At 64.8% G+C, this 20462-nt stretch carries 22 protein-coding genes; 4 read left to right on the top strand and 18 right to left on the bottom strand.

The genetic code is table 11. The annotated features are described in order from the left end of the window. Positions 1 to 3: 3 nt before the first annotated feature. The 14 genes from JYK05_RS07650 to JYK05_RS07715 all read right to left on the bottom strand — a co-directional run bounded on the left by JYK05_RS07650 (position 4) and on the right by JYK05_RS07715 (position 12947). A complete protein-coding gene (locus JYK05_RS07650; protein ID WP_371826420.1) occupies positions 4 to 1254 on the bottom strand; it encodes a c-type cytochrome in 1251 nt (416 codons plus the stop codon). Then, positions 1254 to 1826 carry a (2Fe-2S)-binding protein gene (locus JYK05_RS07655; RefSeq protein WP_206466549.1) on the bottom strand — a complete coding sequence of 191 codons (573 nt, stop codon included), beginning with the start codon at positions 1824 to 1826 and terminating at the stop codon, positions 1254 to 1256. The genes JYK05_RS07650 and JYK05_RS07655 overlap by 1 nt, the downstream gene beginning before the upstream one ends. Continuing rightward, entirely contained in the window at positions 1823 to 4642 is a 2820-nt protein-coding gene (locus JYK05_RS07660; protein WP_206466550.1) for a xanthine dehydrogenase family protein molybdopterin-binding subunit, read from the bottom strand. Before JYK05_RS07660 ends, JYK05_RS07655 begins: the two co-directional genes overlap by 4 nt. Positions 4643 to 4951: 309 nt before the next feature. Next, on the bottom strand, positions 4952 to 5149 hold the full coding sequence (gene iscX / locus JYK05_RS07665; RefSeq protein WP_175940519.1) for a Fe-S cluster assembly protein IscX: 198 nt from the start codon (positions 5147 to 5149) through the stop codon (positions 4952 to 4954). Between the two features lie 14 nt (positions 5150 to 5163). Next, positions 5164 to 5505, bottom strand: a complete 342-nt coding sequence (gene fdx / locus JYK05_RS07670) for an ISC system 2Fe-2S type ferredoxin (RefSeq protein ID WP_206466551.1) — start codon at positions 5503 to 5505, stop codon at positions 5164 to 5166. A 25-nt stretch (positions 5506 to 5530) separates the two neighbouring features. Further along, on the bottom strand, positions 5531 to 7396 hold the full coding sequence (hscA, locus tag JYK05_RS07675) for a Fe-S protein assembly chaperone HscA (RefSeq protein ID WP_206466552.1): 1866 nt from the start codon (positions 7394 to 7396) through the stop codon (positions 5531 to 5533). A gap of 75 nt (positions 7397 to 7471) precedes the next feature. Beyond that, a complete protein-coding gene (gene hscB / locus JYK05_RS07680; RefSeq protein ID WP_175940522.1) occupies positions 7472 to 8002 on the bottom strand; it encodes a Fe-S protein assembly co-chaperone HscB in 531 nt (176 codons plus the stop codon). An 84-nt stretch (positions 8003 to 8086) separates the two neighbouring features. Next, the gene (gene iscA / locus JYK05_RS07685) at positions 8087 to 8410 is read right to left on the bottom strand and encodes an iron-sulfur cluster assembly protein IscA (RefSeq protein WP_175940523.1); all 324 of its coding nucleotides are present in this window, start codon (positions 8408 to 8410) and stop codon (positions 8087 to 8089) included. A 100-nt stretch (positions 8411 to 8510) separates the two neighbouring features. After that, the gene (iscU, locus tag JYK05_RS07690) at positions 8511 to 8939 is read right to left on the bottom strand and encodes a Fe-S cluster assembly scaffold IscU (protein WP_206466553.1); all 429 of its coding nucleotides are present in this window, start codon (positions 8937 to 8939) and stop codon (positions 8511 to 8513) included. 48 nt (positions 8940 to 8987) lie between these two features. Beyond that, positions 8988 to 10211 (bottom strand): IscS subfamily cysteine desulfurase, encoded by a 1224-nt coding sequence (locus tag JYK05_RS07695; RefSeq protein WP_206466554.1) that lies wholly within the window; start codon positions 10209 to 10211, stop codon positions 8988 to 8990. Positions 10212 to 10300: 89 nt separating this feature from the next. Continuing rightward, on the bottom strand, positions 10301 to 10828 hold the full coding sequence (gene iscR, locus JYK05_RS07700) for a Fe-S cluster assembly transcriptional regulator IscR (RefSeq protein ID WP_040050918.1): 528 nt from the start codon (positions 10826 to 10828) through the stop codon (positions 10301 to 10303). Positions 10829 to 10956: 128 nt separating this feature from the next. Beyond that, on the bottom strand, positions 10957 to 11439 hold the full coding sequence (locus tag JYK05_RS07705; RefSeq protein WP_175940526.1) for a low molecular weight protein-tyrosine-phosphatase: 483 nt from the start codon (positions 11437 to 11439) through the stop codon (positions 10957 to 10959). A 130-nt stretch (positions 11440 to 11569) separates the two neighbouring features. Next, positions 11570 to 12775 (bottom strand): patatin-like phospholipase family protein, encoded by a 1206-nt coding sequence (locus JYK05_RS07710; RefSeq protein WP_206466555.1) that lies wholly within the window; start codon positions 12773 to 12775, stop codon positions 11570 to 11572. Between the two features lie 13 nt (positions 12776 to 12788). Further along, the gene (locus JYK05_RS07715) at positions 12789 to 12947 is read right to left on the bottom strand and encodes a hypothetical protein (RefSeq protein ID WP_241269777.1); all 159 of its coding nucleotides are present in this window, start codon (positions 12945 to 12947) and stop codon (positions 12789 to 12791) included. A 260-nt stretch (positions 12948 to 13207) separates the two neighbouring features. On the opposite strand from JYK05_RS07715, the gene JYK05_RS07720 reads away from it, so the two are divergent. Continuing rightward, on the top strand, positions 13208 to 14053 hold the full coding sequence (locus JYK05_RS07720; RefSeq protein WP_206466556.1) for a 23S rRNA (adenine(2030)-N(6))-methyltransferase RlmJ: 846 nt from the start codon (positions 13208 to 13210) through the stop codon (positions 14051 to 14053). Positions 14054 to 14063: 10 nt separating this feature from the next. Here the strand turns inward: JYK05_RS07720 and JYK05_RS07725 are convergent, their stop codons facing one another. After that, a complete protein-coding gene (locus JYK05_RS07725) occupies positions 14064 to 14408 on the bottom strand; it encodes a hypothetical protein (RefSeq protein ID WP_241269778.1) in 345 nt (114 codons plus the stop codon). 99 nt (positions 14409 to 14507) lie between these two features. Between JYK05_RS07725 and JYK05_RS07730 the strand changes: the two genes are divergently transcribed. Continuing rightward, on the top strand, positions 14508 to 14912 hold the full coding sequence (locus JYK05_RS07730; RefSeq protein WP_206466557.1) for a DUF305 domain-containing protein: 405 nt from the start codon (positions 14508 to 14510) through the stop codon (positions 14910 to 14912). Positions 14913 to 15007: 95 nt separating this feature from the next. On the opposite strand, the gene JYK05_RS07735 is transcribed toward JYK05_RS07730, so the two are convergent. Continuing rightward, positions 15008 to 15154, bottom strand: coding sequence for a DUF3563 family protein (locus tag JYK05_RS07735; protein WP_175940530.1), 147 nt, complete (start codon positions 15152 to 15154; stop codon positions 15008 to 15010). Between the two features lie 222 nt (positions 15155 to 15376). Beyond that, complete coding sequence (gene cueR / locus JYK05_RS07740; RefSeq protein ID WP_175940531.1) at positions 15377 to 15763, bottom strand: Cu(I)-responsive transcriptional regulator; 387 nt, start codon at positions 15761 to 15763, stop codon at positions 15377 to 15379. Between the two features lie 95 nt (positions 15764 to 15858). Here cueR and JYK05_RS07745 point away from each other — a divergent pair, with 95 nt between their 5' ends. Together JYK05_RS07745 and JYK05_RS07750 are read left to right on the top strand one after the other, a co-directional pair. Beyond that, on the top strand, positions 15859 to 16065 hold the full coding sequence (locus JYK05_RS07745; RefSeq protein ID WP_206466558.1) for a heavy-metal-associated domain-containing protein: 207 nt from the start codon (positions 15859 to 15861) through the stop codon (positions 16063 to 16065). Further along, positions 16062 to 16991 carry an SDR family oxidoreductase gene (locus tag JYK05_RS07750; protein WP_206466559.1) on the top strand — a complete coding sequence of 310 codons (930 nt, stop codon included), beginning with the start codon at positions 16062 to 16064 and terminating at the stop codon, positions 16989 to 16991. Before JYK05_RS07745 ends, JYK05_RS07750 begins: the two co-directional genes overlap by 4 nt. Before the next feature lies 1 nt (position 16992). On the opposite strand, the gene JYK05_RS07755 is transcribed toward JYK05_RS07750, so the two are convergent. After that, on the bottom strand, positions 16993 to 20457 hold the full coding sequence (locus JYK05_RS07755) for an error-prone DNA polymerase (RefSeq protein ID WP_241269779.1): 3465 nt from the start codon (positions 20455 to 20457) through the stop codon (positions 16993 to 16995). Positions 20458 to 20462: the final 5 nt, after the last annotated feature.

Consider the following 20462-nt stretch of genomic DNA (forward strand, 5'->3'; position numbering starts at 1 on the left):
GCATCAGCGCAGCGACTTCACCTTGTCGGCGGTGACATCGCCGGGCTGGCCGCCCCATGTCGCCCGCAAGTAGTTGGCCAACTGCGCGATCTGCTCGTCGCTGTAGGTCGCGGCGAAGCCTGGCATCGGCTGCATGCGTTCGACGCCCGCGAACGGCTGCGTTTCGATGCCGTCGAGCATCGATACGATCAGGTTGCGCGCGTCGCCCTGGCGCAGCGTCGAGTTGTCCGTCATCGCGACAGCGACGTGCGGCTTGCCCTCGCCTTCGCGTCCGTGACAGCCGGCGCACGAATCGAGATACAGGTTGCGGCCGGCTGCGAGTTGTTCCGCGTCGGCCGATTGCAGCTTGACCGGCGCTGGCGCGGGGGGCGCGTCACCGAGCAGATACGTCGCGAGCGCGCGGGCGTCATCGCGATTCAGATGCTGCGTGCTCAGATACACGACCCGATGCATTTCGCCGAATGCCGAACCCTGCCGCGCGACGCCCGTCGAGAAGTACGCCTGCAAGTCCGCGCCGGTCCAGCCGCGCGCCGCCAATGCAGCCGGCGTGATATCCGGCGCGGCGATGCGTCCGAGCGCGCCGCCCTGCAGCGCCTTCGCGTTCGCGAGCTGGCCGAACGCGCCGCGCGGCGTGTGGCATTCCGCGCAGTGCCCCAGCGCGTTGGCAAGGTAGCGGCCGCGCGTCCAGTCGGCCGATTGGCCTGCGGATGCATCGGGCAGCGCGTCGTTCACAAACAGCATGTCCCAGAACCGCACCGCGAAACGCATGTTGTACGGAAAGCGCAGACTCGCTTGGACGTTCGGCACCGCGGCGGGCTTTTGCGCCATCAGGTAAGCGTAGATAGCGTCGCTGTCTTCGCGCGACATCTGCCGGTACGACGTGTACGGCATCGCGGGATACAGCTTGCCATGCGGCGTCTTGCCGTCGTGCAGTGCCGCGTAGAACGCGTCGGACGTCCATTTGCCGATGCCGTACTTCGCATCGGGCGTGATGTTGCTGCCATAGAACGTGCCGAATTGCGACTCCAGCTTCACGCCGCCCGCGAACGGCGCGCCGCCTTCGGCCGTGTGGCAGGCAGCGCAGTCAGCCGCTTGCGCGAGGTAGCGTCCGCGAGCGACGACTTCCGGCGAAGCGGCGGCCTTCTGCGCCACATCGCCATCGCTGTGGCACGCGGACAGCGCGAGCGCGGACAGTGCAAACGGAAGCACACGCATCAACGAGCGGCGCACGGTACGCGTCATGATCGATTTCATCATGCGGCGTCCTTCACGAGTCCGGGCGTGGCGAGCACGAGGTCCTTCACGGCTTCGTAGTAGCGCACATAGCCCGTGCAGCGGCAGATGTGGTCGTTGAGCGCGGCCATGATCGTCGCTTCGATCTGATCCTTCGCGATCGGCTCGCGCTTGAGCCGCTCGAGCAGCACCGTCGTCGCGTTGACGAAACCCGGCGTGCAATAGCCGCACTGGAAGCTGAAATGATCGAGGAACTGCTGCTGCACCGGCGACAGTTCGACCACCTCGCCGCGTTCGTTGCGCTTCGCGTGTCCTTCGATGGTCCGCACCGTCTTGCCGTCGAAGAAGTGCGCGCCGTTGATGCACGTGCGCACTTCCTCGCTCGTGCCGTCCGCGTGATCGACGATCACCACGCACGCATGGCACACGCCCTGCCCGCAGCCCAGCCGCGAGCCCGTGAGACCGGCGTATTCGTGCAGAAAGTCGATCATCGGCAAACCGGACGGCACCGGCATCGGGCCGACCTTGTTGCCGTTGATCGTCATCGAGAGCGAGCGCATGTCGACGCCCGCGGCGGATGGGATGGCCGTCATGCGAGCACCTCCTGAATGTTTTGCGGCGTCACCGGCAGGTCGGTGAAGCGATGGCCGATCGCGTGCGCGATCGCGTTGACGATGGCCCCGACCACCGGAATCATCACCACTTCGGCGATGCCCTTCGGCGGATCGGTCTCACTGAGCGGCGACAGCACGTCGCTGGTCTGATTCCACACGGCGACATCGCTCGCGAGCGGCAGCCGGTAGCGGTTGAAGTTCCACGTGCCGTTGCCGGGGCCGTCTTCGTAGAGCGGCAGATACTCGTGCAGCGCGTGCCCGATGCCCATCGCGAGGCCGCCCTGCAACTGCCCCGAGACGAGTTGCGGCGCGATCGGATTGCCGCATTCGAGAATCGAGTGATGCGACAGCAGTTCGACCTTGCCGCTCGCCTCGTTCACGGCCAGTTCGACGAGCGTGCCCACCGCGCTGTAGTACGTGACCATCGCGTTATTGCGCTGCACCGGCGGAATCATCACGCGCGTGCGGTCGAGCACGTGATACCCGTTGGCGGTCGCCTTGCCTTTATCGGCGGCACCGCTGCCGAAGCGCACCGACAAGCCGTCGAGCGGCAACTGATCGGCCGTGCCTGCAATGTCGAACTGCGCTTCGCTCCACTGCCAGCGGTTGAACGTGTGCACGACCGCGCCGGTCGCGAGTCCGAGTTCGTGCGCCTTCTTCGCGAGGACGTCGAACGGAATCGGCTCGAGGCCGTCGGCGGACAGCTTGCCGTCTCTCCAGCGCGCGTCTTCTATTCGCACGACGAACGATGCCGCCTGACCGCCGCCGATGCCTTGGCCCCAGATCGCCATCGCGGCGGGCCAGAGGCCGTGGCGGAACAGCACGCGCGCCGCCTCGCGCGTCGCGTGCGAGAAGTAGTACGCAGAATTCGTCGCGCTCGCCGGCGACATGTACGCGGGCGACCAGCGCGGATTCGCGCTCAGCCTGTCCTGCTCGGCCTGCGACATGAGGTACGGATCGCCGCTCGTGACGACGGGCAGATCCGCCCAGTCGGTGACGGCCATGTGGACCTCGGCGGCGGGCTTGCCGAGCCACTTTGCGACGACGAGCGCCTGCGCCGTGGATGATCCCGTGCCGATCTCCGCGCCCGAGTGCGAGAGCGCGATGCGTCCGTCCGCGCTGAATTCGACTTTGGCGAACGCGCTCTCCGCGCCGGTGCCGAAGTCTTTCTGCACGCACGCGAAGCCAACGCCATAGCGCATGCCCGGATGCGCGGCTTCGTACTCCGCCTTGCGTTGCGCGCGCCCCGCCCACAGCGGATGCGCCTTCGCCTGCCGCAGCACGTCTTCCGCGCGCACGGCGCCTGCCGGAATCGCGCCTTGCGTGTTCTTCATGCCGGTGCGCATGACGTTGGCTAGACGCAGGTCGATCGGGTCCGTGCCGAGTTGCGCGGCGATGTCGTCGATCATCATTTCGGTCGCCGCCATGCTTTGCAGCGTGCCGTAGCCGCGCGCCGAGCCCGCATCGACGGCGCGCGAAGCGATGGCGACCGCGGTCAGGTCGCTCTGCGGAATGTAGTAGATGGATTGCGCGGCGGTCGCGCCGACCATCGCCACCGACGGCGAGAAATTGCAGCGTCCGCCGCCGTTCGCGATGAACTCGCCCTTGAACGCCTGAATCTTGCCGGTCTTCCTGTCGACCGCCATGCGATAACGCATGTCGAACGCGTGGCGCTTGAGCGAGCTCTGGAACTGCTCGAAGCGGTCGAACGCGAGGCGCACCGGGCGGCCGTCACCGTACATCGCCGCGACGAGACCGTAGAACGGCACGTTGAAGTGATCCTTTGAGCCGTAGCCGACCGTGTAACACGGATGCAGGAACAGGTTCTTCACCGTGAAGCGCGATTTCGTCGCCATCTCCAGCGCGCTCTGCGCGACTTCATACGGCCCTTGCGTCGGCACGACCATGTGCAGCGACTGCGTTGCCGCGTCGTACCAGCAGTTCACGTTGTCGGGTTCGAGCGCGGCGGTATCGACGGATTGCGTCTTGTATTCGCGATCCACGACGAGCCATTCTCCCGGCGGATGATCCAGCGCGTTCGCGATGGCCTGCGCGTGGAACATGCCCTGCTCGTCGAGCTTGCCGTGTTCGTTGGCGTCGGCCCAGACGGGCTCGCGCTTTTTCAGCATGTGCGGGAAAAGCGGCGAGTCTTTCAGGCTGGAGAACGCGTCGTCGTCGAACGGCGTCTTGCCGCCCACGCGCACGAAGCGGAACGACGCCCACGGATCGCGCTCGATGAAACCCGTCGTCGCGCCATAGCGGACGACGCCTTCGCGGAACTGAAGTTTGTCCTTCGCGAGACGGAAGCGCGCGAAGTCGTGATAAATCAGGATGGCGACCGCCTGGCCGAGATACGCGGGGGTCTTGCCGGCGGGCAGCAGCATGTCGTCGCCGTAAAAGGCGGGAAACGCGAGCTTGTCGCGCGCGAGGTCATCCGCCGTCACGACGCGATCGGGCGCGAGCCCGCCGTCGAGGATCGAAAGGTCGATGCCTTCGTAGAGGCGATCCGCGAGCGTCGTGCGCAGGATCAGCGCATGCGATTGCTCCTGCGGCCAATGCGGCATGTCCTTCGCGCGGATATCGCGTGCGAAGACTTTGTCGCCCGTGACTTTCGCGATGCCGTCGATGCGGAACTTCGGATAGCCGCTCGTCGCATGCCATTGAACGGGCGTCAGAATGCGCTCTTCGAACAGCGCGGCGAACGCGCGGCTGCCCAAAGGCGCGATGAACACGGATACGCCCGCGAGCGCCCCCGCCTTCAGAAAACCGCGACGCGACAGGCCGAGTTTCCCCATGTACTTCTCCTCGAATGAACGCCTTCTGGACGCGCGCAGGCGCTGACGAACGCGCCGCCGCGGCGCGGTCGTCGTGACATTCGTTTGCAATGCAAAGGATCGAACCGCAAGCAGCGACGGTGTCCGGACGTTATGGTGACGGCCGGCATCGTTTGCCGGCACGCAGAGGGCGGGATTTTAAGGGGCCGATGCGCGCGCAACAACGCGCGCGGCGTCAAGTTCTGTCAAGATTCGGCGCGACTTGTATAAACGAAAACGGCGACGCTCCTGCGAGCGCCGCCGTCGTTCAACAATCAGCGAGAGACGGACTCAGTAGTCCGCGTCTTCGATCCACGCCGCCTGAATGGCTTCGAGAATCTTCTCGTTCGATTTCTGCGGGTCGTCGTCGAAACCTTCCAGCTCGGTCACCCAGCGATGCAGGTCCGTGAAACGCACATATTGCGGATCGACATCCTGGTGCGCGTCGGTCAGGGCCATCGCGATCTCCTGAGTATCTGTCCACTTCATGAGCGAGCCTCCTGTCAGTGATTTTCTTTGGCGTGATTGATGGAGTACCGGGGAATCTCGACCACCAGATCGTCCTCGGCGGGCATCATCGCCTGACATGATAACCGCGATGTCGGCTCGAGACCCCAGGCTTTGTCGAGCAGATCGTCTTCGTCCTCGCTGGACGGTTCGAGCGCGTTGAAGCCCTCGCGGATGATGACGTGACAGGTCGTGCACGCGCACGACTTCTCGCACGCGTGCTCGATCTCGATTCCGTGTTCCAGCAGGTTGTCGCAGATGCTCTTGCCGACATCGGCGTCGATCACCGCGCCGTCCGGGCAAAGTTCGACATGAGGCAGCACAACGATTTGAGGCATGGTTTTCCGTGAATGCTTGAGTGGATCAGACGTCGTCGAGCTTGCGGCCCGCGAGCGCGCGGCGAATGCTCTTGTTCATGCGGCGCGCGGCAAATTCGTCGGTGGCGGCGGCGAGCGCCTTCGTCGCCTCGTCGATCTGCTCGACCGACTCGCTTTGCGAGCGCGTCGCCAGTTCGCCGATCAGCGTTTCGATCTGCGCGCGTTCGGCCTCGTCGAGCAATTCACCGTCGGCGGCGAGCGCGGCCTGCGTCGCTTCGATCAGCCGTTGCGCTTCGACGAGCGCCTCGCGCAGCGCGCGGGCGCGCATGTCGGTCTCGGCGGTCTTGAAGCTCTCTTCGAGCATGCGGGCGACGTCGTCATCGGCGAGACCGTACGACGGCTTCACCACCACCGACGCCTCCACGCCCGATGTCTGCTCGCGCGCAAAGACCGACAGCAGGCCGTCCGCGTCCACCTGATACGTGACGCGGATGCGCGCAGCACCCGCCGCCATCGGCGGAATGCCGCGCAACTCGAAACGCGCAAGCGAGCGGCAGTCGGAGACGAGCTCGCGCTCGCCTTGCACGACGTGGATCGCCATCGCCGTCTGGCCGTCCTTGAACGTCGTGAAGTCCTGGGCGCGGGCGGTCGGAATGGTCGAATTGCGCGGAATGATCTTCTCGGTGAGACCGCCCATCGTTTCCACGCCGAGCGACAGCGGAATCACGTCGAGCAGAAGCCAGTCGTCGCCCTCGCCGCGCCGGTTGCCGGCGAGCAGATCGGCCTGAATCGCCGCGCCCAGCGCGACGACCTGATCCGGGTCGAGATTCACGAGCGGCGGCTGGCCGAAGAACGCTTCCACCGCGCGGCGGATCACCGGCATGCGCGTCGCGCCGCCGACCAGCACGACGCCCTTGATATCGGCGGGCGTCACCTTCGCGTCGCGCAGCGCCTTCTTCGTCGGCCCGAGCGTGCGCGCGACGAGCGATTCGGTCAGCGCGGCGAACTGCGCTTCGGTCACGGCCACGTCGATGGTTTCGCCCGAGGACAGGCTCGCCTGCACGCGCGTTTCGCTCGCCGACGACAGCGCCTCTTTCGCCGTGCGCACGCGATCGAGCAGCAGGCGCACGTCTTCCGGCGTCTTCGGCTGGATGCCGGCTTGCGTCAGCACATGGCGATACAGCGCGTGGTCGAAATCGTCGCCGCCGAGCGCGGAATCGCCGCCCGCCGCGAGGACTTCGAACACGCCCTTCGTGAGCTTCAGAATGGACAGATCGAAGGTGCCGCCGCCGAGATCGTAGACGGCGTACAGGCCTTCGGAAGCGTTGTCGAGGCCGTACGCGATGGCCGCGGCCGTCGGCTCGTTGAGCAGGCGCAGCACGTTCAGGCCCGCGAGCTTCGCGGCGTCCTTGGTGGCCTGGCGCTGGGCTTCATCGAAATAGGCGGGCACCGTGATGACCGCGCCGACGAGATCCTCGCCGAGCGTGTCTTCCGCGCGGTAACGCAGCGTCGCGAGAATCTCCGCCGACACTTCGACCGGGCTCTTCACGCCATCGACCGTGCGAATCTGCACCATGCCGGGCGCGTCGACGAAATCGTACGGCGCGTTTTCCGCGCCTTCCACTTCGCTCTTGCCGCGGCCCATGAAGCGCTTCACCGACACGATCGTGTTGCGCGGGTCCGTCGCGGCTTCTTCCTTCGCGATACGGCCGATGCGCCGGCCGCCCTTCTCCAGATAGCGCACCACCGACGGCAGCAGCACATGGCCGTCCTCGTCGGGCAACGCTTCGGGCACGCTGTTGCGCACGGCGGCCACGAGCGAGTTCGTGGTGCCGAGATCGATGCCGACCGCCACGCGCCGCTGGTGCGGCGCGGGCGCCATGCCGGGTTCTGAGATTTGCAGTAAAGCCATCGTTGGTCTTGTGGGGTTGTATGGCGCGCTGGGCCTGTGTTTTCTTGTCGTGCTGGAGTGCGAGTGCGCTCGTCTTCAGGCGTTTTCCAGCCGCTCGATCTGCGCGCCGATCTCATGCGCGACGCGCTCGATGAACATCAGTTGACGCACCGCTTCGCTCGCCGCCTGATCCGCATTGCTGTCGATCAGCGCTTCGAGTTTGGTAAAGCGCACGCGCTCTTCATCGCGCAGTTCGGTAAGCAGCGATTCCAGCGCGCCGATGTTCTTCGCCGCGGCGGCATCTTCGATATTCTCGCGCCATTCCATCTGCTGCATGAGGAACGCCGGCTCCATCGCCGTGTTGTTCTCGGCGCCGACGTCGATGCCGCGCAGCGACAGCATATAGCGCGCGCGCTTCAGCGGATCGCGCAGCGTCTGGTACGCCTCGTTGGCGCGCGTGGCCCACTGCATCGCGAGCCGGCGCTGCGCGTCGCCGGCGGCGGCGAAGCGGTCGGGATGCACTTGCGCCTGCACGGTGCGGTAGGCGTCGTCGAGCCGGTCGCGGTCAACGGCGAAAGTCGGCGGCAGGCCGAAGAGATCGAAGTGGCTGTCGGTGAGCGTTGCCATGGCTGTGTCAGTGAGTTCGGGATGCGCGAATGAAAAAGGCGGCCCGCGCCGCCTCTTGTGCCGAAACCGCCGGCGTCACGCGCGTCACACGCGGAACGATTCGCCGCAGCCGCATTCGTCTTTCGCGTTCGGATTGTTGAAGCGGAAACCTTCGTTCAGCCCTTCGCGCGCGAAGTCGAGCTCGGTGCCGTCGAGGTAAGCGAGGCTCTTCGGATCGATGACGATCTTCACGCCCGCCGATTCGAACACCATGTCTTCGGGCGCCAGTTCGTCGACATATTCGAGCTTGTAAGCCAGACCCGAGCAGCCGGTCGTGCGCACGCCCAGGCGCAGGCCCACGCCCTTGCCGCGCCGCGTCAAATACTTCTGCACGTGTTGTGCCGCCTTCTCCGTCAACGTGATTGCCATAGTCGTCGCGTCTCTCGCGCTCAAATCCTGCTTCCCGCAGCGCCGCCGCGTTCGTGCGGCGGCGCTGCGGCCTTTCCCTGCCACCTGCGTGATGCCGGCTTTATGCTGCGTGCTGCTTCGCCTCAGCGTCTTCCGCTTGGCCGCCAGCCGCGCCGTGACGCTGCTTGTAGTCGGCGACCGCTGCCTTAATCGCGTCTTCCGCGAGAATCGAGCAGTGAATCTTCACCGGCGGCAGCGCCAGTTCTTCGGCGATCTGCGTGTTCTTGATCGACAGCGCCTCGTCGAGCGTGCGGCCCTTCACCCACTCGGTCACGAGCGAGCTCGACGCGATGGCCGAACCGCAGCCGTAGGTCTTGAACTTTGCGTCCTCGATGATGCCGTCCGCGCCCACGCGAATCTGCAGCTTCATCACGTCGCCGCATGCCGGCGCGCCGACCATGCCGGTGCCGACAGCGTCGTCGTCCTTCGCGAACGAGCCGACGTTGCGCGGGTTTTCGTAGTGGTCCAGAACCTTGTCGCTATAAGCCATGATTCAACTCTCCGTATGTTCGTTTCGCGTGGACGCAGTGCGCTTCGTTCAGTGCGCCGCCCACTGGATGCTCGAAATGTCGATGCCGTCCTTGTGCATTTCCCAGAGCGGCGACAGATCGCGCAGTTTCGCAATCTTGCTCTTGAGCAGGTTGACGACGTAATCGACGTCCTGCTCGGTCGTGAAGCGGCCGACCGTGAAGCGGATCGAGCTGTGCGCGAGTTCGTCGTTGCGGCCGAGGGCGCGCAGCACATACGACGGCTCGAGCGAGGCCGACGTGCACGCCGAACCCGACGACACCGCCACATCCTTCACCGCCATGATCAGCGACTCGCCTTCGACGAAATTGAAGCTGATATTGAGGTTGTGCGGCACGCGGCGTTCCATGTCGCCGTTGACGTACACCTCTTCGATTTCCTGCAGGCCGTGCAGCAGCCGGTCGCGCAGCATGCGGATGCGCTCGTTTTCCGTCGCCATTTCTTCGCGCGCGATGCGGAACGCCTCGCCCATGCCGACGATCTGATGCGTCGCGAGCGTGCCGGAACGCATGCCGCGCTCGTGGCCGCCGCCGTGCATCTGCGCTTCGATGCGCACGCGCGGCTTGCGACGCACATACAGCGCGCCGATGCCTTTGGGGCCATACGTCTTGTGCGCCGAGAACGACATGAGATCGACCTTCAGCTTTTGCAGATCGATCTGAATCTTGCCGGTGGCCTGCGCCGCATCGACGTGGAAAATGATGCCCTTCTCACGCGTGATCTCGCCGATCGCCTCGATGTCCTGAATCACGCCGATCTCGTTGTTCACGCTCATCACGGAAACGAGAATGGTGTCCGGGCGGATCGCCGCCTTGAACGTGTCGAGGTCGATCAGGCCGTCTTCCTTCACGTCCAGATACGTCACTTCGTAGCCTTCGCGCTCCAGCTCGCGGCAGGTGTCGAGCACGGCCTTGTGCTCGGTCTTCACCGTGATGATGTGCTTGCCTTTGCTCTTGTAGAAGTGCGCCGCGCCCTTGATGGCGAGGTTGTCCGATTCGGTTGCGCCCGACGTCCAGATGATCTCGCGCGGATCGGCATTCACCAGCGCCGCGACCTGCTCGCGCGCTTCCTCGACCGCGCGCTCCGCGTCCCAGCCGTACTGGTGGCTGCGCGAGGCCGGATTGCCGAACTGCTCGCGAAGATACGGAATCATCTTGTCCACCACGCGCGGATCGATCGGCGTCGTCGCGCTGTAGTCCATGTAAATGGGCAGGTGGGGGATATCGTTGTTCATCAGTCGCTCCGGGAAAATCGGTCAAATCGCTTGGCTGGGTCGCTGGCGCCGCGTTGCAGTACGTTCTGCGGTTCGCGACGGCCGGGCGGTCAGCCAGCCAGATTGAAAATGGAATTCGGACCCTTGGGCACGACGCGCGCAGCCTCGACGCCTGCCGGTTCCGCGCGCCGGTCGCGCAGCACCGCTGCCGAGCCTTCGCGGGCGCGTTGCTGGTCGACCAGATCTTTCAGCGAGACGGAATCGAGATACTCGACCATCTTCTGATTGAGCGTCGCCCAGAGTTCGTGGGTCATGCAGTGGCCGTCGTGCTGCTTCGTGCCTTCGCACGTGCCCTTGCCGCCACACTGGGTGGCGTCGATCGGCTCGTCCACCGCGATGATGATGTCCGCCACCGTGACGTTCTCCGCCCGACGCGCGAGGTTGTACCCGCCGCCCGGACCGCGCACCGATTCGACGATCTCGTGCCGACGCAGCTTGCCGAACAGTTGTTCGAGATAGGAAAGCGAGATGCGCTGGCGCTGACTGATGCCTGCCAGCGTCACCGGGCCCTGCTCCTGGCGCAGCGCCAGGTCGATCATCGCCGTGACGGCGAAACGGCCTTTCGTGGTGAGTCTCATAATTGGGGGCTAACGCTAATACTCGATGATTTTGATCAAGTATAAATATCCCACAGTTTTAGTCAAGTATCCAGGCGGAATAAGTAACGATTTAGTCGATCTTTTCGCCGCCGGCAGCGCGCGGCGAGCTACGGCCGAAGCTGCGCCCGCAGCGCGTTCAACAAGCCTTCGCAGGCGTCCTCGCACTGGTCCAGCACGCGCTCGAAGCCTTCGTCGCCGCCGAAATACGGATCGACGACCACGCGGCTGTCGTCGCGGGTCGCAAACTCCATCAGGAGCCGGATCTTGTCGCGGTACTCCGGGGGACAGACCGACGTGAGCGCGGCAGCGTTGGCGTCGTCCATGACGATGAACAGGTCGAAGCGCGCAAAGTCTGCTGCGGCCACCTGACGGCCGCGCAGCGCCGAGAGATCGTAGCCGCGCTTTTTCGCCGCGCGCTGGGCGCGCTCGTCGGGCGGCTGGCCGATGTGCCAGTCGCCCGTGCCCGCAGAATCGATGACGATCCGGTCAGCCAGTCTCGCCCGCTCGACCAGTTCGCGCATGACCGCTTCCGCACTGGGCGACCGGCAGATATTGCCGAGACAGACGAAGCAGATTGCGATCGAATTCATCGGGCCGAACGGGGAAATGGGTGTGGGACGCCGCGCAGACAACCGCGGGTTCGAATGCGCTCGGATTATACAAAGGCTCGTCGGAACGCGCCCGGACGGGCCCGCGACCGGCGCTCTCCCCCGCGCAGGATCAGCCCTTTTCGCGATGAATGTCGTGCGTGACGAAGCCGCTTTCGCCGTCCGGCATGTCGAGCCAGTCGCGGTGCGCGAGCGTGCGGCGGATATCCGCGAGCCCGGTCTCCCAGTGCTCGCGCATCGTCGAGAAGCCGAACTGATAGTCCTTGTACTGGCCCTCGTACTCCTTCTGCCGATAGATCAGGTGAATGATGTTGTAGCGCTTGGAGCACGCCAGTTCGGCGGCGCGGCGGCACCACTCGTCGGTGTCGCGAAGCGTCTCGGGCACGAGGTCGAGGACGTGCTTAAGCACGTTGCGGTAACGCTGGGCACGCTGCATCTCGTCGGTGACGAGCCGGGTGCGGCTCGAATACTGCACGTCCTTGATGCGGCCGGTGACATCGACGATATTGTCCGGCACCGGGCCGCGCGCGCTCCAGAGATCGACCTGGAACGCGAGCGTGTCGCGGCGCGGCGTGGCTTGCGCGACCTCGTAAAGCGGCGTGTTCGACATGAGGCCGCCGTCCCAGTAGAACTGTCCGTCGATCTCGACGGCGGCAAAGCCCGGCGGCAGCGCGCCCGAGGCCAGAAAATGCTCGGCGCGCAGCTTCATTCGCGTGTTGTCGAAGTACGCGAAGTTGCCGGTTGCCACGTTCACGGCGCCGACCGACACGCGCGTCTCGCCCGAATTGATGCGGTCGAAGTCGCAAAGGCGTTCGAGCGTAGCCTTGAGCGGAGTCGTATCGTAATAGCTCGCGGTCTCGGGCGAACTCGATGCCACCGGCGACGGCGGCGGAAAGCGCGGCACGAAGAAGCCCTTCTGCCCTTCGACGAGCGCATCGACCGCCTGCAACGCGGTAAAGGCCTTTCGAATCTGGTCGGTCGAATCGAAGAACGCGCGCTCGATAAACGCGGGCAACGGAAAGCCGAACGCCGGCTGACAGATGGTTTCCCAGAATTCCCGCAGCCGCTCGACGCGATTCTCCGGCGCGTTCCCCGCGATGATCGCGGTGTTGATCGCGCCGATCGAGATGCCGGCGATCCAGTTCGGGTGAATGTCCGCCTCGTGCAAGCCCTCGTAGACGCCGGCCTGATACGCGCCGAGCGCACCGCCGCCCTGAAGCAGGAGCGCGATGGTCTCGTAGGGCGGCAAGCTGATGCGCGGCGCTTGTTCGGGGCTGCGTTCGCGTCCGAGGGCTTGCTTGTCGTCGCTTTCTGACATGGGGCCTCGTTCCTTATTGCATGTACGAGCCGCGGCTCACGACGAACGATTGCCCTGTGCGTGACGCCGGTTCGAACGCGGTCTGCGCCACGTCTTCGACCGTTGTCGACACGCCGTCCACGATGCCTGTGACCACCGCCGTGTTGCCGTCCAGCTTACCGTTCTGTGACATGCCAAGCTCCTGTCGGAAGACTGAATGACAACACGCGGACCATGCGACCATCAAGCCGGCCAATCGGCATAGGCGGATTCGCGTTCGCTCGCAAGGATCGCCTAGGCCGTTCGGCCAGCTATTGCGCGAAGCCGGGAGCGGCTATTGTGCATGAACGTAGCGGTGCGTCGCAGCCGCCGGCCGAGCCGAATAACCGCGCCTACGTGCTCCGCTACAATTGATCGCTTTCGCTTTTCATCGCTTCTTGCGGGTCACTCGTCATGCTCAGTTACCGTCATGCCTTTCACGCGGGCAACCACGCCGATGTGCTGAAGCACGCCATTGTCATTCAGATGCTTCAATATCTCGGACTGAAGGACAAATCGTACTGGTACATCGACACGCATGCCGGCGCGGGCGTGTATTCGCTAGCGGAAGGCTTCGCGGCAAAGAACGCCGAGTACGAATCGGGCATCGCGCGATTGTGGGATCGCACCGACTTGCCGCCGCTGCTCGCCAATTACGTCGATGAAGTAAAGGCGTTGAACCCGGACGGCGCATTGCGCTTTTATCCGGGCTCGCCGTATCTAGCTTGGCGCGCGCTGCGCGAGCAGGACCGCATGCGGCTTTTCGAGTTGCACAGCACGGAGATCGACGTGCTGCGTCATAACTTCCGCGACGCCGGCCGCCGAGCGATGATCTACGACGGCGACGGATTCGAAGGCATCAAGGCGATCCTTCCTCCGCCGCCGCGCCGCGCGCTGGTGCTGATCGATCCGTCTTACGAAGACAAGCGCGACTACGCGCGCACCGTCGAATGCCTGGAAGAATCGCTCAGGCGCTTCGCCACCGGAACCTATGCGGTGTGGTATCCGCAAGTCTCGCGCATGGAGTCGCAACGTTTCGCCGATCAGTTGAAGGCTATCCAGCCGACGGGCTGGCTGCATGCGTCGCTCACCGTCAAGGCGCCGCCGGCGGACGGCCTCGGCTTGTTCGGCAGTGGCATGTTCATCTTGAATCCGCCGTATAAGCTCGCGAGCGAGTTGAAGCAGGCGTTGCCCTATCTCGTCGATGCGCTCGGTCAGGATGCAGGCGCTGCTTTCAAACTGGAGCAACGAGCGGACTGATTGCGTCGGATCAGGGGTACGCTTCCCGTCGCCTGCGCGAGTGGCTCGGGTTAGTCGTCGCGGGGGTCGCAGTCTGCCCGCCATATTCGACGTACGGCGAAACCACGATCGGCTGCTGCTCCTGTGGCGGCAGTCCGGGTAACGTCGCCATCGGGACCATGCCCGGCGCGCCGAGGGGCGCGCTTTGCAGGACCGTCCCGCTCACGCCGCTATGAATGCCGGTCTGCGTATCGAGCACGAGCGGTTCGCCGCCGGGCTTCGCGAATGCCGAGTTGCCGTGGCAAAGCGCCACGGCGAACACCGCGCAGGCTGCGAGCAGGCGGGTCTGCGTCGCCTTGGAGATGTGGCGTGTCATCGATCGCTCTATTCGGTAGACGAAACGGCTTTACCTTACCCCGGTGGCAAGCTTTAGGCTAGGCGCTTACATCCACTTGACCGTTCTTTCGGGAGAATCATGAAGTCGACACGGAATCTGCTGCGCGCGGTACTCGCCGTCATCACCGTTTCCTTCAGCGTAAGCGGCTTTGCCCAGACCGCGGCGCCGTCGCACGACGGCATGTCGGGCATGAAACATGGCACCACCGCCCACGCGGATGCGCCCTCGAATGCAGCTTTCGAGGCCGCCGATGAATCGATGATGTCGAGAATGTCGGACGTTCAGTACACGGGCAACGCCGACCGCGATTTCGTCGCGCACATGATTCCGCACCATGAGGGCGCGGTCGAGATGGCGAAGGTGGAACTGAAGTACGGAAAGGACGCGAAACTGCGCGAACTGGCGAAGGACATCATCGCGGCGCAGGAGAAGGAAATCGCGTTTATGAAGCAGTGGCTGGCGACCCATCCCGCGCACAAGTGACGTCGCTCTGAAAAAGCGCCGAAACGACAAAGCCCCGCATGGCGGGGCTTTTCATTTCAACACCTGGCGCGCTTCGCGATGCGCGGACTCGGGCTTCAGATGTTGTAGCCGTTGTTTTCGAGCGAACGGATACGCTTCTCGAGCTGGACGACGTCCGACGACTGAGCGAGGTACTCTTCGCGGCGGCGTTGTTCGGCGGCTTCGAACCAGATGCTGAGTTTTTCGAGCAGGATTGCAAACATGATGTTCTCCAAGGATTGGTGCTGGTCCCTGGCGGTTCGGGTCAGGGATAACCCGCATTAGGGATAACCCGGATTATAGCTGACCCAACTGCATTGGGTGAGTGAAATGCCCGCATGGAGTGCATTCCGATTCGGAATGGTGCTTCCTCGCTGTGTCTTTAAATGACTGATTCAACAAGGAAACAGGGCTAAACGGCAGCTCTTCGCACCGTTACGGTGCACTCACTGCGCCAATTTGTCCAAGATCGGGCAGTCGGGGCGCTCGTCGCCATGGCAATGCCGTGCGAGGTGCGACAGCGTGTCACGCATGTCCGTCAGCTCCGCAATCCGGCGATCGAGTTCCGCGACATGTTCCAGCGCGATTGCCTTCACCTCCGCGCTGGCTCGTGTCCGGTCATGCCATAGCGCCAGCAGCTTGCGGATATCCTCGACGAGAAAGCCCAGACGCCGCGCTTGTCGCACGAATCGCAGCGCATGCACTTCCTGTTCGCCATACACGCGGTATCCCGATGAGGTCCGCCCGACCGGCGTGAGCAAGCCGACGCTCTCGTAATACCGGATCATCTTCGCGGTGACGCCCGACGCGCGGGCCGCTTCCCCAATGTTCATCCTGTTCTCCTTCGACTTTCCGCCGACTCTACACCTTCCCATCATGGCAAGGTATACGATGTCGATACTCTCACTCATTTCAAGAGGAAACCGCTATGACTGAATTCGAAGTTCAGGGCATGAGTTGCCAGCATTGCGTCGCTGCCGTCACGCGTTCGATTCTGGAGATCGACCCAGAGGCGCAGGTTCGCGTCGATCTGGAACGCGGTACGGTCGCGGTCGAATCGACGCAGACGGAGCAGGCGCTGAAGGACGCCATCGACGACGCCGGCTATACCGTCGTAGGCGCAGCTTCCGCATGACAGGCGGCAAGGGGTTCACTGTCGCGCTGATCGGCGCCTCCGGTCTTCTGGGGCGCGCAGTATCGGCCGAACTCGCCGGCGCGCCGCCGTGGCGCGTCGTGCGTACCGCGCATCGGCGCGCGAGTGCGGACAGCGTGCCGCTCGATATCTGCGATCACGACGCCGTGCGCGCCTTCCTGGGCCGGGAAAAGCCGGATGCCGTCGTGATCGCGGCAGCGGAGCGTCGGCCGGATGTGTGCGAGAACGACCCGCCGCTCGCCCGCGCGCTCAACGTGGACGCCGTGCGCGTCATCGCAACCGAAGCCAGTGCGCTCGGCGCGTGGGTACTGTCGATTTCGACGGACTATGTTTTCGATGGCACGTCGGCGCCCTACTTTCCCGACGACGCGCCGGCGCCGCTGAACGCCTACGGTCGCAGCAAGCTCGACGGCGAGCGCGCGTTGCTGGAAGCCGATCCGCAATCGTGCGTGCTGCGTCTGCCGCTGCTTTACGGACCGGTCGTCGACTGGAGCGAATCGGCGGTGACGAGCCTGACGCCCGCCATCGTCGCCTCCGCCGATCCGGCAAAAGCACCGGCTTCGATGGATGCATGGGCGACGCGTTACCCGACCTACACACCGGACGTCGCGGTGGTGATTCGCGGCATGCTCGAACATCACGCTCGCGGCGCGACGATTTCCGGCATCACGCAATGGTCCGGCGACGAACCGATGACGAAGTTCGATATCGCCGAGCGCATCGCGCGCGTGCTGAAGGTGGACGCGAAGCTCGTCGCGCAACGCGAACCGACCGACGCGACGCCGCGCCCGCGCGATTGCCATCTGGATTCGGGCCGCCTGAAGGCGCTCGGCATTGGGCGGCGCACGCCGTTCGATACGGCGATCGAACGGCTGCTCGCGAGTTATCCGGCGCTGCCGTCGTCGTGATTCAGTGAAAGTCGCGGCTCGACGCGGCAAGGCGCCCGAGCAGCGCCGTGTGGTCTTCGAGCCGTTGCGCCACCAGATGCCGCACGTCGCCCACGTTCTGCCACACGCCATGCACGCCGAGCAGCGACGCGCCGAGCAGCACCTTGCGCTGTTTCTCGACGAGCCCCGGCCACACGATCACGTTGATCGCGCCGGTTTCGTCCTCGATCGAGACGAAGATCGTGCCGTTCGCCGTGCCCGGCCGCTGCCGCACCGTGACGATGCCGCACGCCCGCACGACGCGCCCGGTCTTGAGATCCGCGAGATCAGCGGCCGTGCGGAAACGCAGGCGCGCCAGCCGCGCGCGCAACAGCGCGAGCGGATGACGATTGAGCGTGAGCCCGAGACTCGCGTAGTCATCGACGATTTCGCGGCCCTCCGATGCCTGCGGCAACGCGAGCGGCGCCTCGGGCATCGGCGCGTCGCGCAGCAATTCCGGCGCGCGCTGCTGCGCGGTCACCGCCCACCACGCCTGACGCCGGTGCCCCGCGATGCTCGCGAGCGCGTTGCCCGCTGCGAGCGCCTCCAGTTCCCGGCGCGACAAGGCAGCGCGGCGCGTGAGATCGTCGACATCGACGAAAGGCGCCTCGGCGCGCGCGATCATGATCCGCTCGGCCGCGGCTTGCGGCAGACCTTTGATGAGTTGCAGACCGATGCGCACGCCCGGCCCGCCCGCGCCGTATCGCTGCGCCGGCAACTGGACACGCGCGGCGAGCTTGCGCGCGCCGCGCCGCACGGTCTTGCGAAAGATCTGATGCGGCAACGGCGCGCCGTAAAACTGCTGACGCCGCTGCTCTTTGCCGGCATCGAAGACGACGCGCTCGCCCCTGCCCGGCGACAATTCGAGCACCGATTCCCAGTCGCTCAGCGAAACATCGGGCGCGAACACCTCGACGCCGTGCCGCCGCGCGTCCTGCACGAGTTGCGACGGCGAATAAAAGCCGAGCGGCTGACTGTTCAGGAGGCCGGCCAGAAACGCCGCGGGCTCGTAACGCTTGATCCACGCGCTGAAATAGACGAGCAGCGCGAAACTCGCTGAATGGCTCTCCGGAAACCCGTATTCGCCGAAGCCCTCGATCTGCTTGCACACGCGCGCCGCGAACTCGTGCTCGTAGCCTCGCGCGAGCATCTTCTTCATGAGATCGGCCTGATACTCTTCCAGATGGCTGCCGCGTCGCCAGGCGGCCATCGCGCGGCGCAGCTGATCGGCCTGCTCGGCCGTATAGCCTGCCGCGACCATCGCGAGCTTCATCACCTGTTCCTGAAAAATCGGCACGCCGAGCGTACGGCCGAGCACGGGCCGCAGTTCTTCCTTCGGATAATCCTCTTCCTCCAGACCCTGCTTGCGCCGCAGATACGGATGCACCATACCGCCCTGAATCGGGCCGGGACGCACGATCGCCACTTCGATCACGAGGTCGTAATACTTTTGCGGCCGCAAGCGCGGAAGCATGCTCTGCTGCGCCCGCGACTCGATCTGAAATACGCCGATGGTGTCCGCGCGGCAACACATCTCGTAGACGGCTTTGTCCTCGCGGCGAATGTGCGACAGGCCGAATTGCGGAATGCCCCGCCGCAGCGCGACGAATTCGAGCGCGCGGCGGATCGCCGACAACATGCCGAGCGCGAGCACGTCCACTTTCAGGAGCTTGAGCTGGTCGATGTCGTCCTTGTCCCACTGGATCACGCAGCGGTCTTTCATCGCGGCGTTTTCGATCGGCACGAGTCGCGACAGCCGTTCCCGCGCGATCACGAAGCCGCCGACGTGCTGCGACAAGTGGCGCGGAAAGCCGCGTAGTTCGCGCGTCAGGCGAATGAGATGCCGCGTGATGTGCGAGTCTTCACTGAAGCCCGCTTCCCGCAGATAGCCGGCCACCGCCGACGGCCCGTCCCACCACTGCTGCGCCTTGCCGATGCGCTCGATCAGCGATGCATCCAGCCCGAGCGCGCGGCCCACGTCCTTCAGCGCGCTGCGCGTGTGATACGTCGTGACCGACGCCGCCAGCGACGCGCGATGCCGCCCGTATTTCCGGTAAATGTACTGAATGACTTCCTCGCGCCGCTGGTGCTCGAAATCGACGTCGATATCGGGCGGCTCGTTGCGCGCCTGGGAAATGAATCGCTCGACCAGCAGGCCCATTCTGACCGGATCCAGTTCGGTGATGAAAAGACAGAAGCAGATGATCGAATTCGCCGCCGAGCCGCGCCCCTGACACAGAATGCCCTTGCTGCGCGCAAAGGCGACGATGTCGTAGACCGTCAGGAAGTATTTCTCGTAGCCCAGCGTGGCGACGAGCGCCAGTTCCTTGTCGATGAGACCGATGGTGTCGGCATCGAATCCGTTCGGCCAGCGCACCTTCGCGCCCGCCATCACGCGTTTGCGCAGATAGCTCGCGGGCGTTTCGCCCGGCGGCACGAGTTCCTCGGGATATTCGTACTGAAGCTCGTCGAGACGGAACGTGCAGCGGGCCGCCACTTTCAGCGTTTCCGCGATAGCCGCCTTCGGATACAGCGCGCCGATGCGCAGGCGCGTGCGCAAATGCCGCTCCGCGTTTGCTTCGAGCGCATAGCCGCATTCGGCAAGCGGACGGCCGAGGCGAACGGCAGTCAGCGTGTCCTGCAAGGGCTTGCGCGAGCGCGCGTGCATCAGCGCACCGCTTGCCGCGACGAGCGGCAGGCCGCTCGCCTCCGAAATGACGCGACACGAAGCGAGGCGCTCGTCGTCGCTGCCGTCCTGCCAGAGTTCCAGCGCAAGCCACGCGCGGCCCGCCGCGAAGTTGGCGAGCCAGTGCGCGCGTTCGAGCGTGTCGGCGAGCGTCGCCGCGCGCTGCGGCACAAGAATCAGCAGGCAGTCGGGCAAATGCTTCAGATGCGCGATATCGCCGCGCAGATCGGCGGCATCCGTGGCATTGGACGACGCGGCCGGATCGGTGAAATCTTCCGGCCCCAGCCGATACTGGCCCTTCGGCGAACGCGAGCGCGCAAGCGAAATCAGCTCGGACAGATTGCCGTAGCCTTCGCGGTTCGTCGCCAGCGCGATGAGCGTGCAGAACGGTTGGCCGTCGGCATCGGTCAGATTCAATTCGCTGCCGATAATTAGCTTGAGTGTCGATTGGTCGGGCAACGGCTGGCCGGCGAGCCGCGCGGCTTCGACCGCGGCTTTGACTTTGGCCTCGATGTCTTTGATCGCCGCGTGCGCCCGCACGACGCCCGCGAGCGAGCATTCGTCCGTGATCGCGAGCGCGGTATAGCCGTGCTCGAGCGCCGCGGCGGCCAATTCCTGCGGATGCGACGCGCCACGCAAAAACGAGAAATTGCTGATGCAATGCAGTTCGGCGTATCCGGGCAGGAGCGTGGACGCGGACACGGCGCCGGAAAAGTCTCCGCCGTCGTCGGCCAGACCGATGATGTCGTTGAGATCGTCCATCGGCG

The organism is Caballeronia sp. M1242, assembly GCF_017220215.1.
Lineage (GTDB): Bacteria > Pseudomonadota > Gammaproteobacteria > Burkholderiales > Burkholderiaceae > Caballeronia.

Bases quoted from the DNA above. Each gene is read 5' to 3' on its own strand.
- JYK05_RS07650 (WP_371826420.1), bottom strand. From the start codon at position 1,254: ATGAAATCGATCATGACGCGTACCGTGCGCCGCTCGTTGATGCGTGTG.
- JYK05_RS07655 (WP_206466549.1), bottom strand. From the start codon at position 1,826: ATGACGGCCATCCCATCCGCCGCGGGCGTCGACATGCGCTCGCTCTCG.
- JYK05_RS07660 (WP_206466550.1), bottom strand. From the start codon at position 4,642: ATGGGGAAACTCGGCCTGTCGCGTCGCGGTTTTCTGAAGGCGGGGGCG.
- iscX (WP_175940519.1), bottom strand. From the start codon at position 5,149: ATGAAGTGGACAGATACTCAGGAGATCGCGATGGCCCTGACCGACGCG.
- fdx (WP_206466551.1), bottom strand. From the start codon at position 5,505: ATGCCTCAAATCGTTGTGCTGCCTCATGTCGAACTTTGCCCGGACGGC.
- hscA (WP_206466552.1), bottom strand. From the start codon at position 7,396: ATGGCTTTACTGCAAATCTCAGAACCCGGCATGGCGCCCGCGCCGCAC.
- hscB (WP_175940522.1), bottom strand. From the start codon at position 8,002: ATGGCAACGCTCACCGACAGCCACTTCGATCTCTTCGGCCTGCCGCCG.
- iscA (WP_175940523.1), bottom strand. From the start codon at position 8,410: ATGGCAATCACGTTGACGGAGAAGGCGGCACAACACGTGCAGAAGTAT.
- iscU (WP_206466553.1), bottom strand. From the start codon at position 8,939: ATGGCTTATAGCGACAAGGTTCTGGACCACTACGAAAACCCGCGCAAC.
- JYK05_RS07695 (WP_206466554.1), bottom strand. From the start codon at position 10,211: ATGAACAACGATATCCCCCACCTGCCCATTTACATGGACTACAGCGCG.
- iscR (WP_040050918.1), bottom strand. From the start codon at position 10,828: ATGAGACTCACCACGAAAGGCCGTTTCGCCGTCACGGCGATGATCGAC.
- JYK05_RS07705 (WP_175940526.1), bottom strand. From the start codon at position 11,439: ATGAATTCGATCGCAATCTGCTTCGTCTGTCTCGGCAATATCTGCCGG.
- JYK05_RS07710 (WP_206466555.1), bottom strand. From the start codon at position 12,775: ATGTCAGAAAGCGACGACAAGCAAGCCCTCGGACGCGAACGCAGCCCC.
- JYK05_RS07715 (WP_241269777.1), bottom strand. From the start codon at position 12,947: ATGTCACAGAACGGTAAGCTGGACGGCAACACGGCGGTGGTCACAGGC.
- JYK05_RS07720 (WP_206466556.1), top strand. From the start codon at position 13,208: ATGCTCAGTTACCGTCATGCCTTTCACGCGGGCAACCACGCCGATGTG.
- JYK05_RS07725 (WP_241269778.1), bottom strand. From the start codon at position 14,408: ATGACACGCCACATCTCCAAGGCGACGCAGACCCGCCTGCTCGCAGCC.
- JYK05_RS07730 (WP_206466557.1), top strand. From the start codon at position 14,508: ATGAAGTCGACACGGAATCTGCTGCGCGCGGTACTCGCCGTCATCACC.
- JYK05_RS07735 (WP_175940530.1), bottom strand. From the start codon at position 15,154: ATGTTTGCAATCCTGCTCGAAAAACTCAGCATCTGGTTCGAAGCCGCC.
- cueR (WP_175940531.1), bottom strand. From the start codon at position 15,763: ATGAACATTGGGGAAGCGGCCCGCGCGTCGGGCGTCACCGCGAAGATG.
- JYK05_RS07745 (WP_206466558.1), top strand. From the start codon at position 15,859: ATGACTGAATTCGAAGTTCAGGGCATGAGTTGCCAGCATTGCGTCGCT.
- JYK05_RS07750 (WP_206466559.1), top strand. From the start codon at position 16,062: ATGACAGGCGGCAAGGGGTTCACTGTCGCGCTGATCGGCGCCTCCGGT.
- JYK05_RS07755 (WP_241269779.1), bottom strand. From the start codon at position 20,457: ATGGACGATCTCAACGACATCATCGGTCTGGCCGACGACGGCGGAGAC.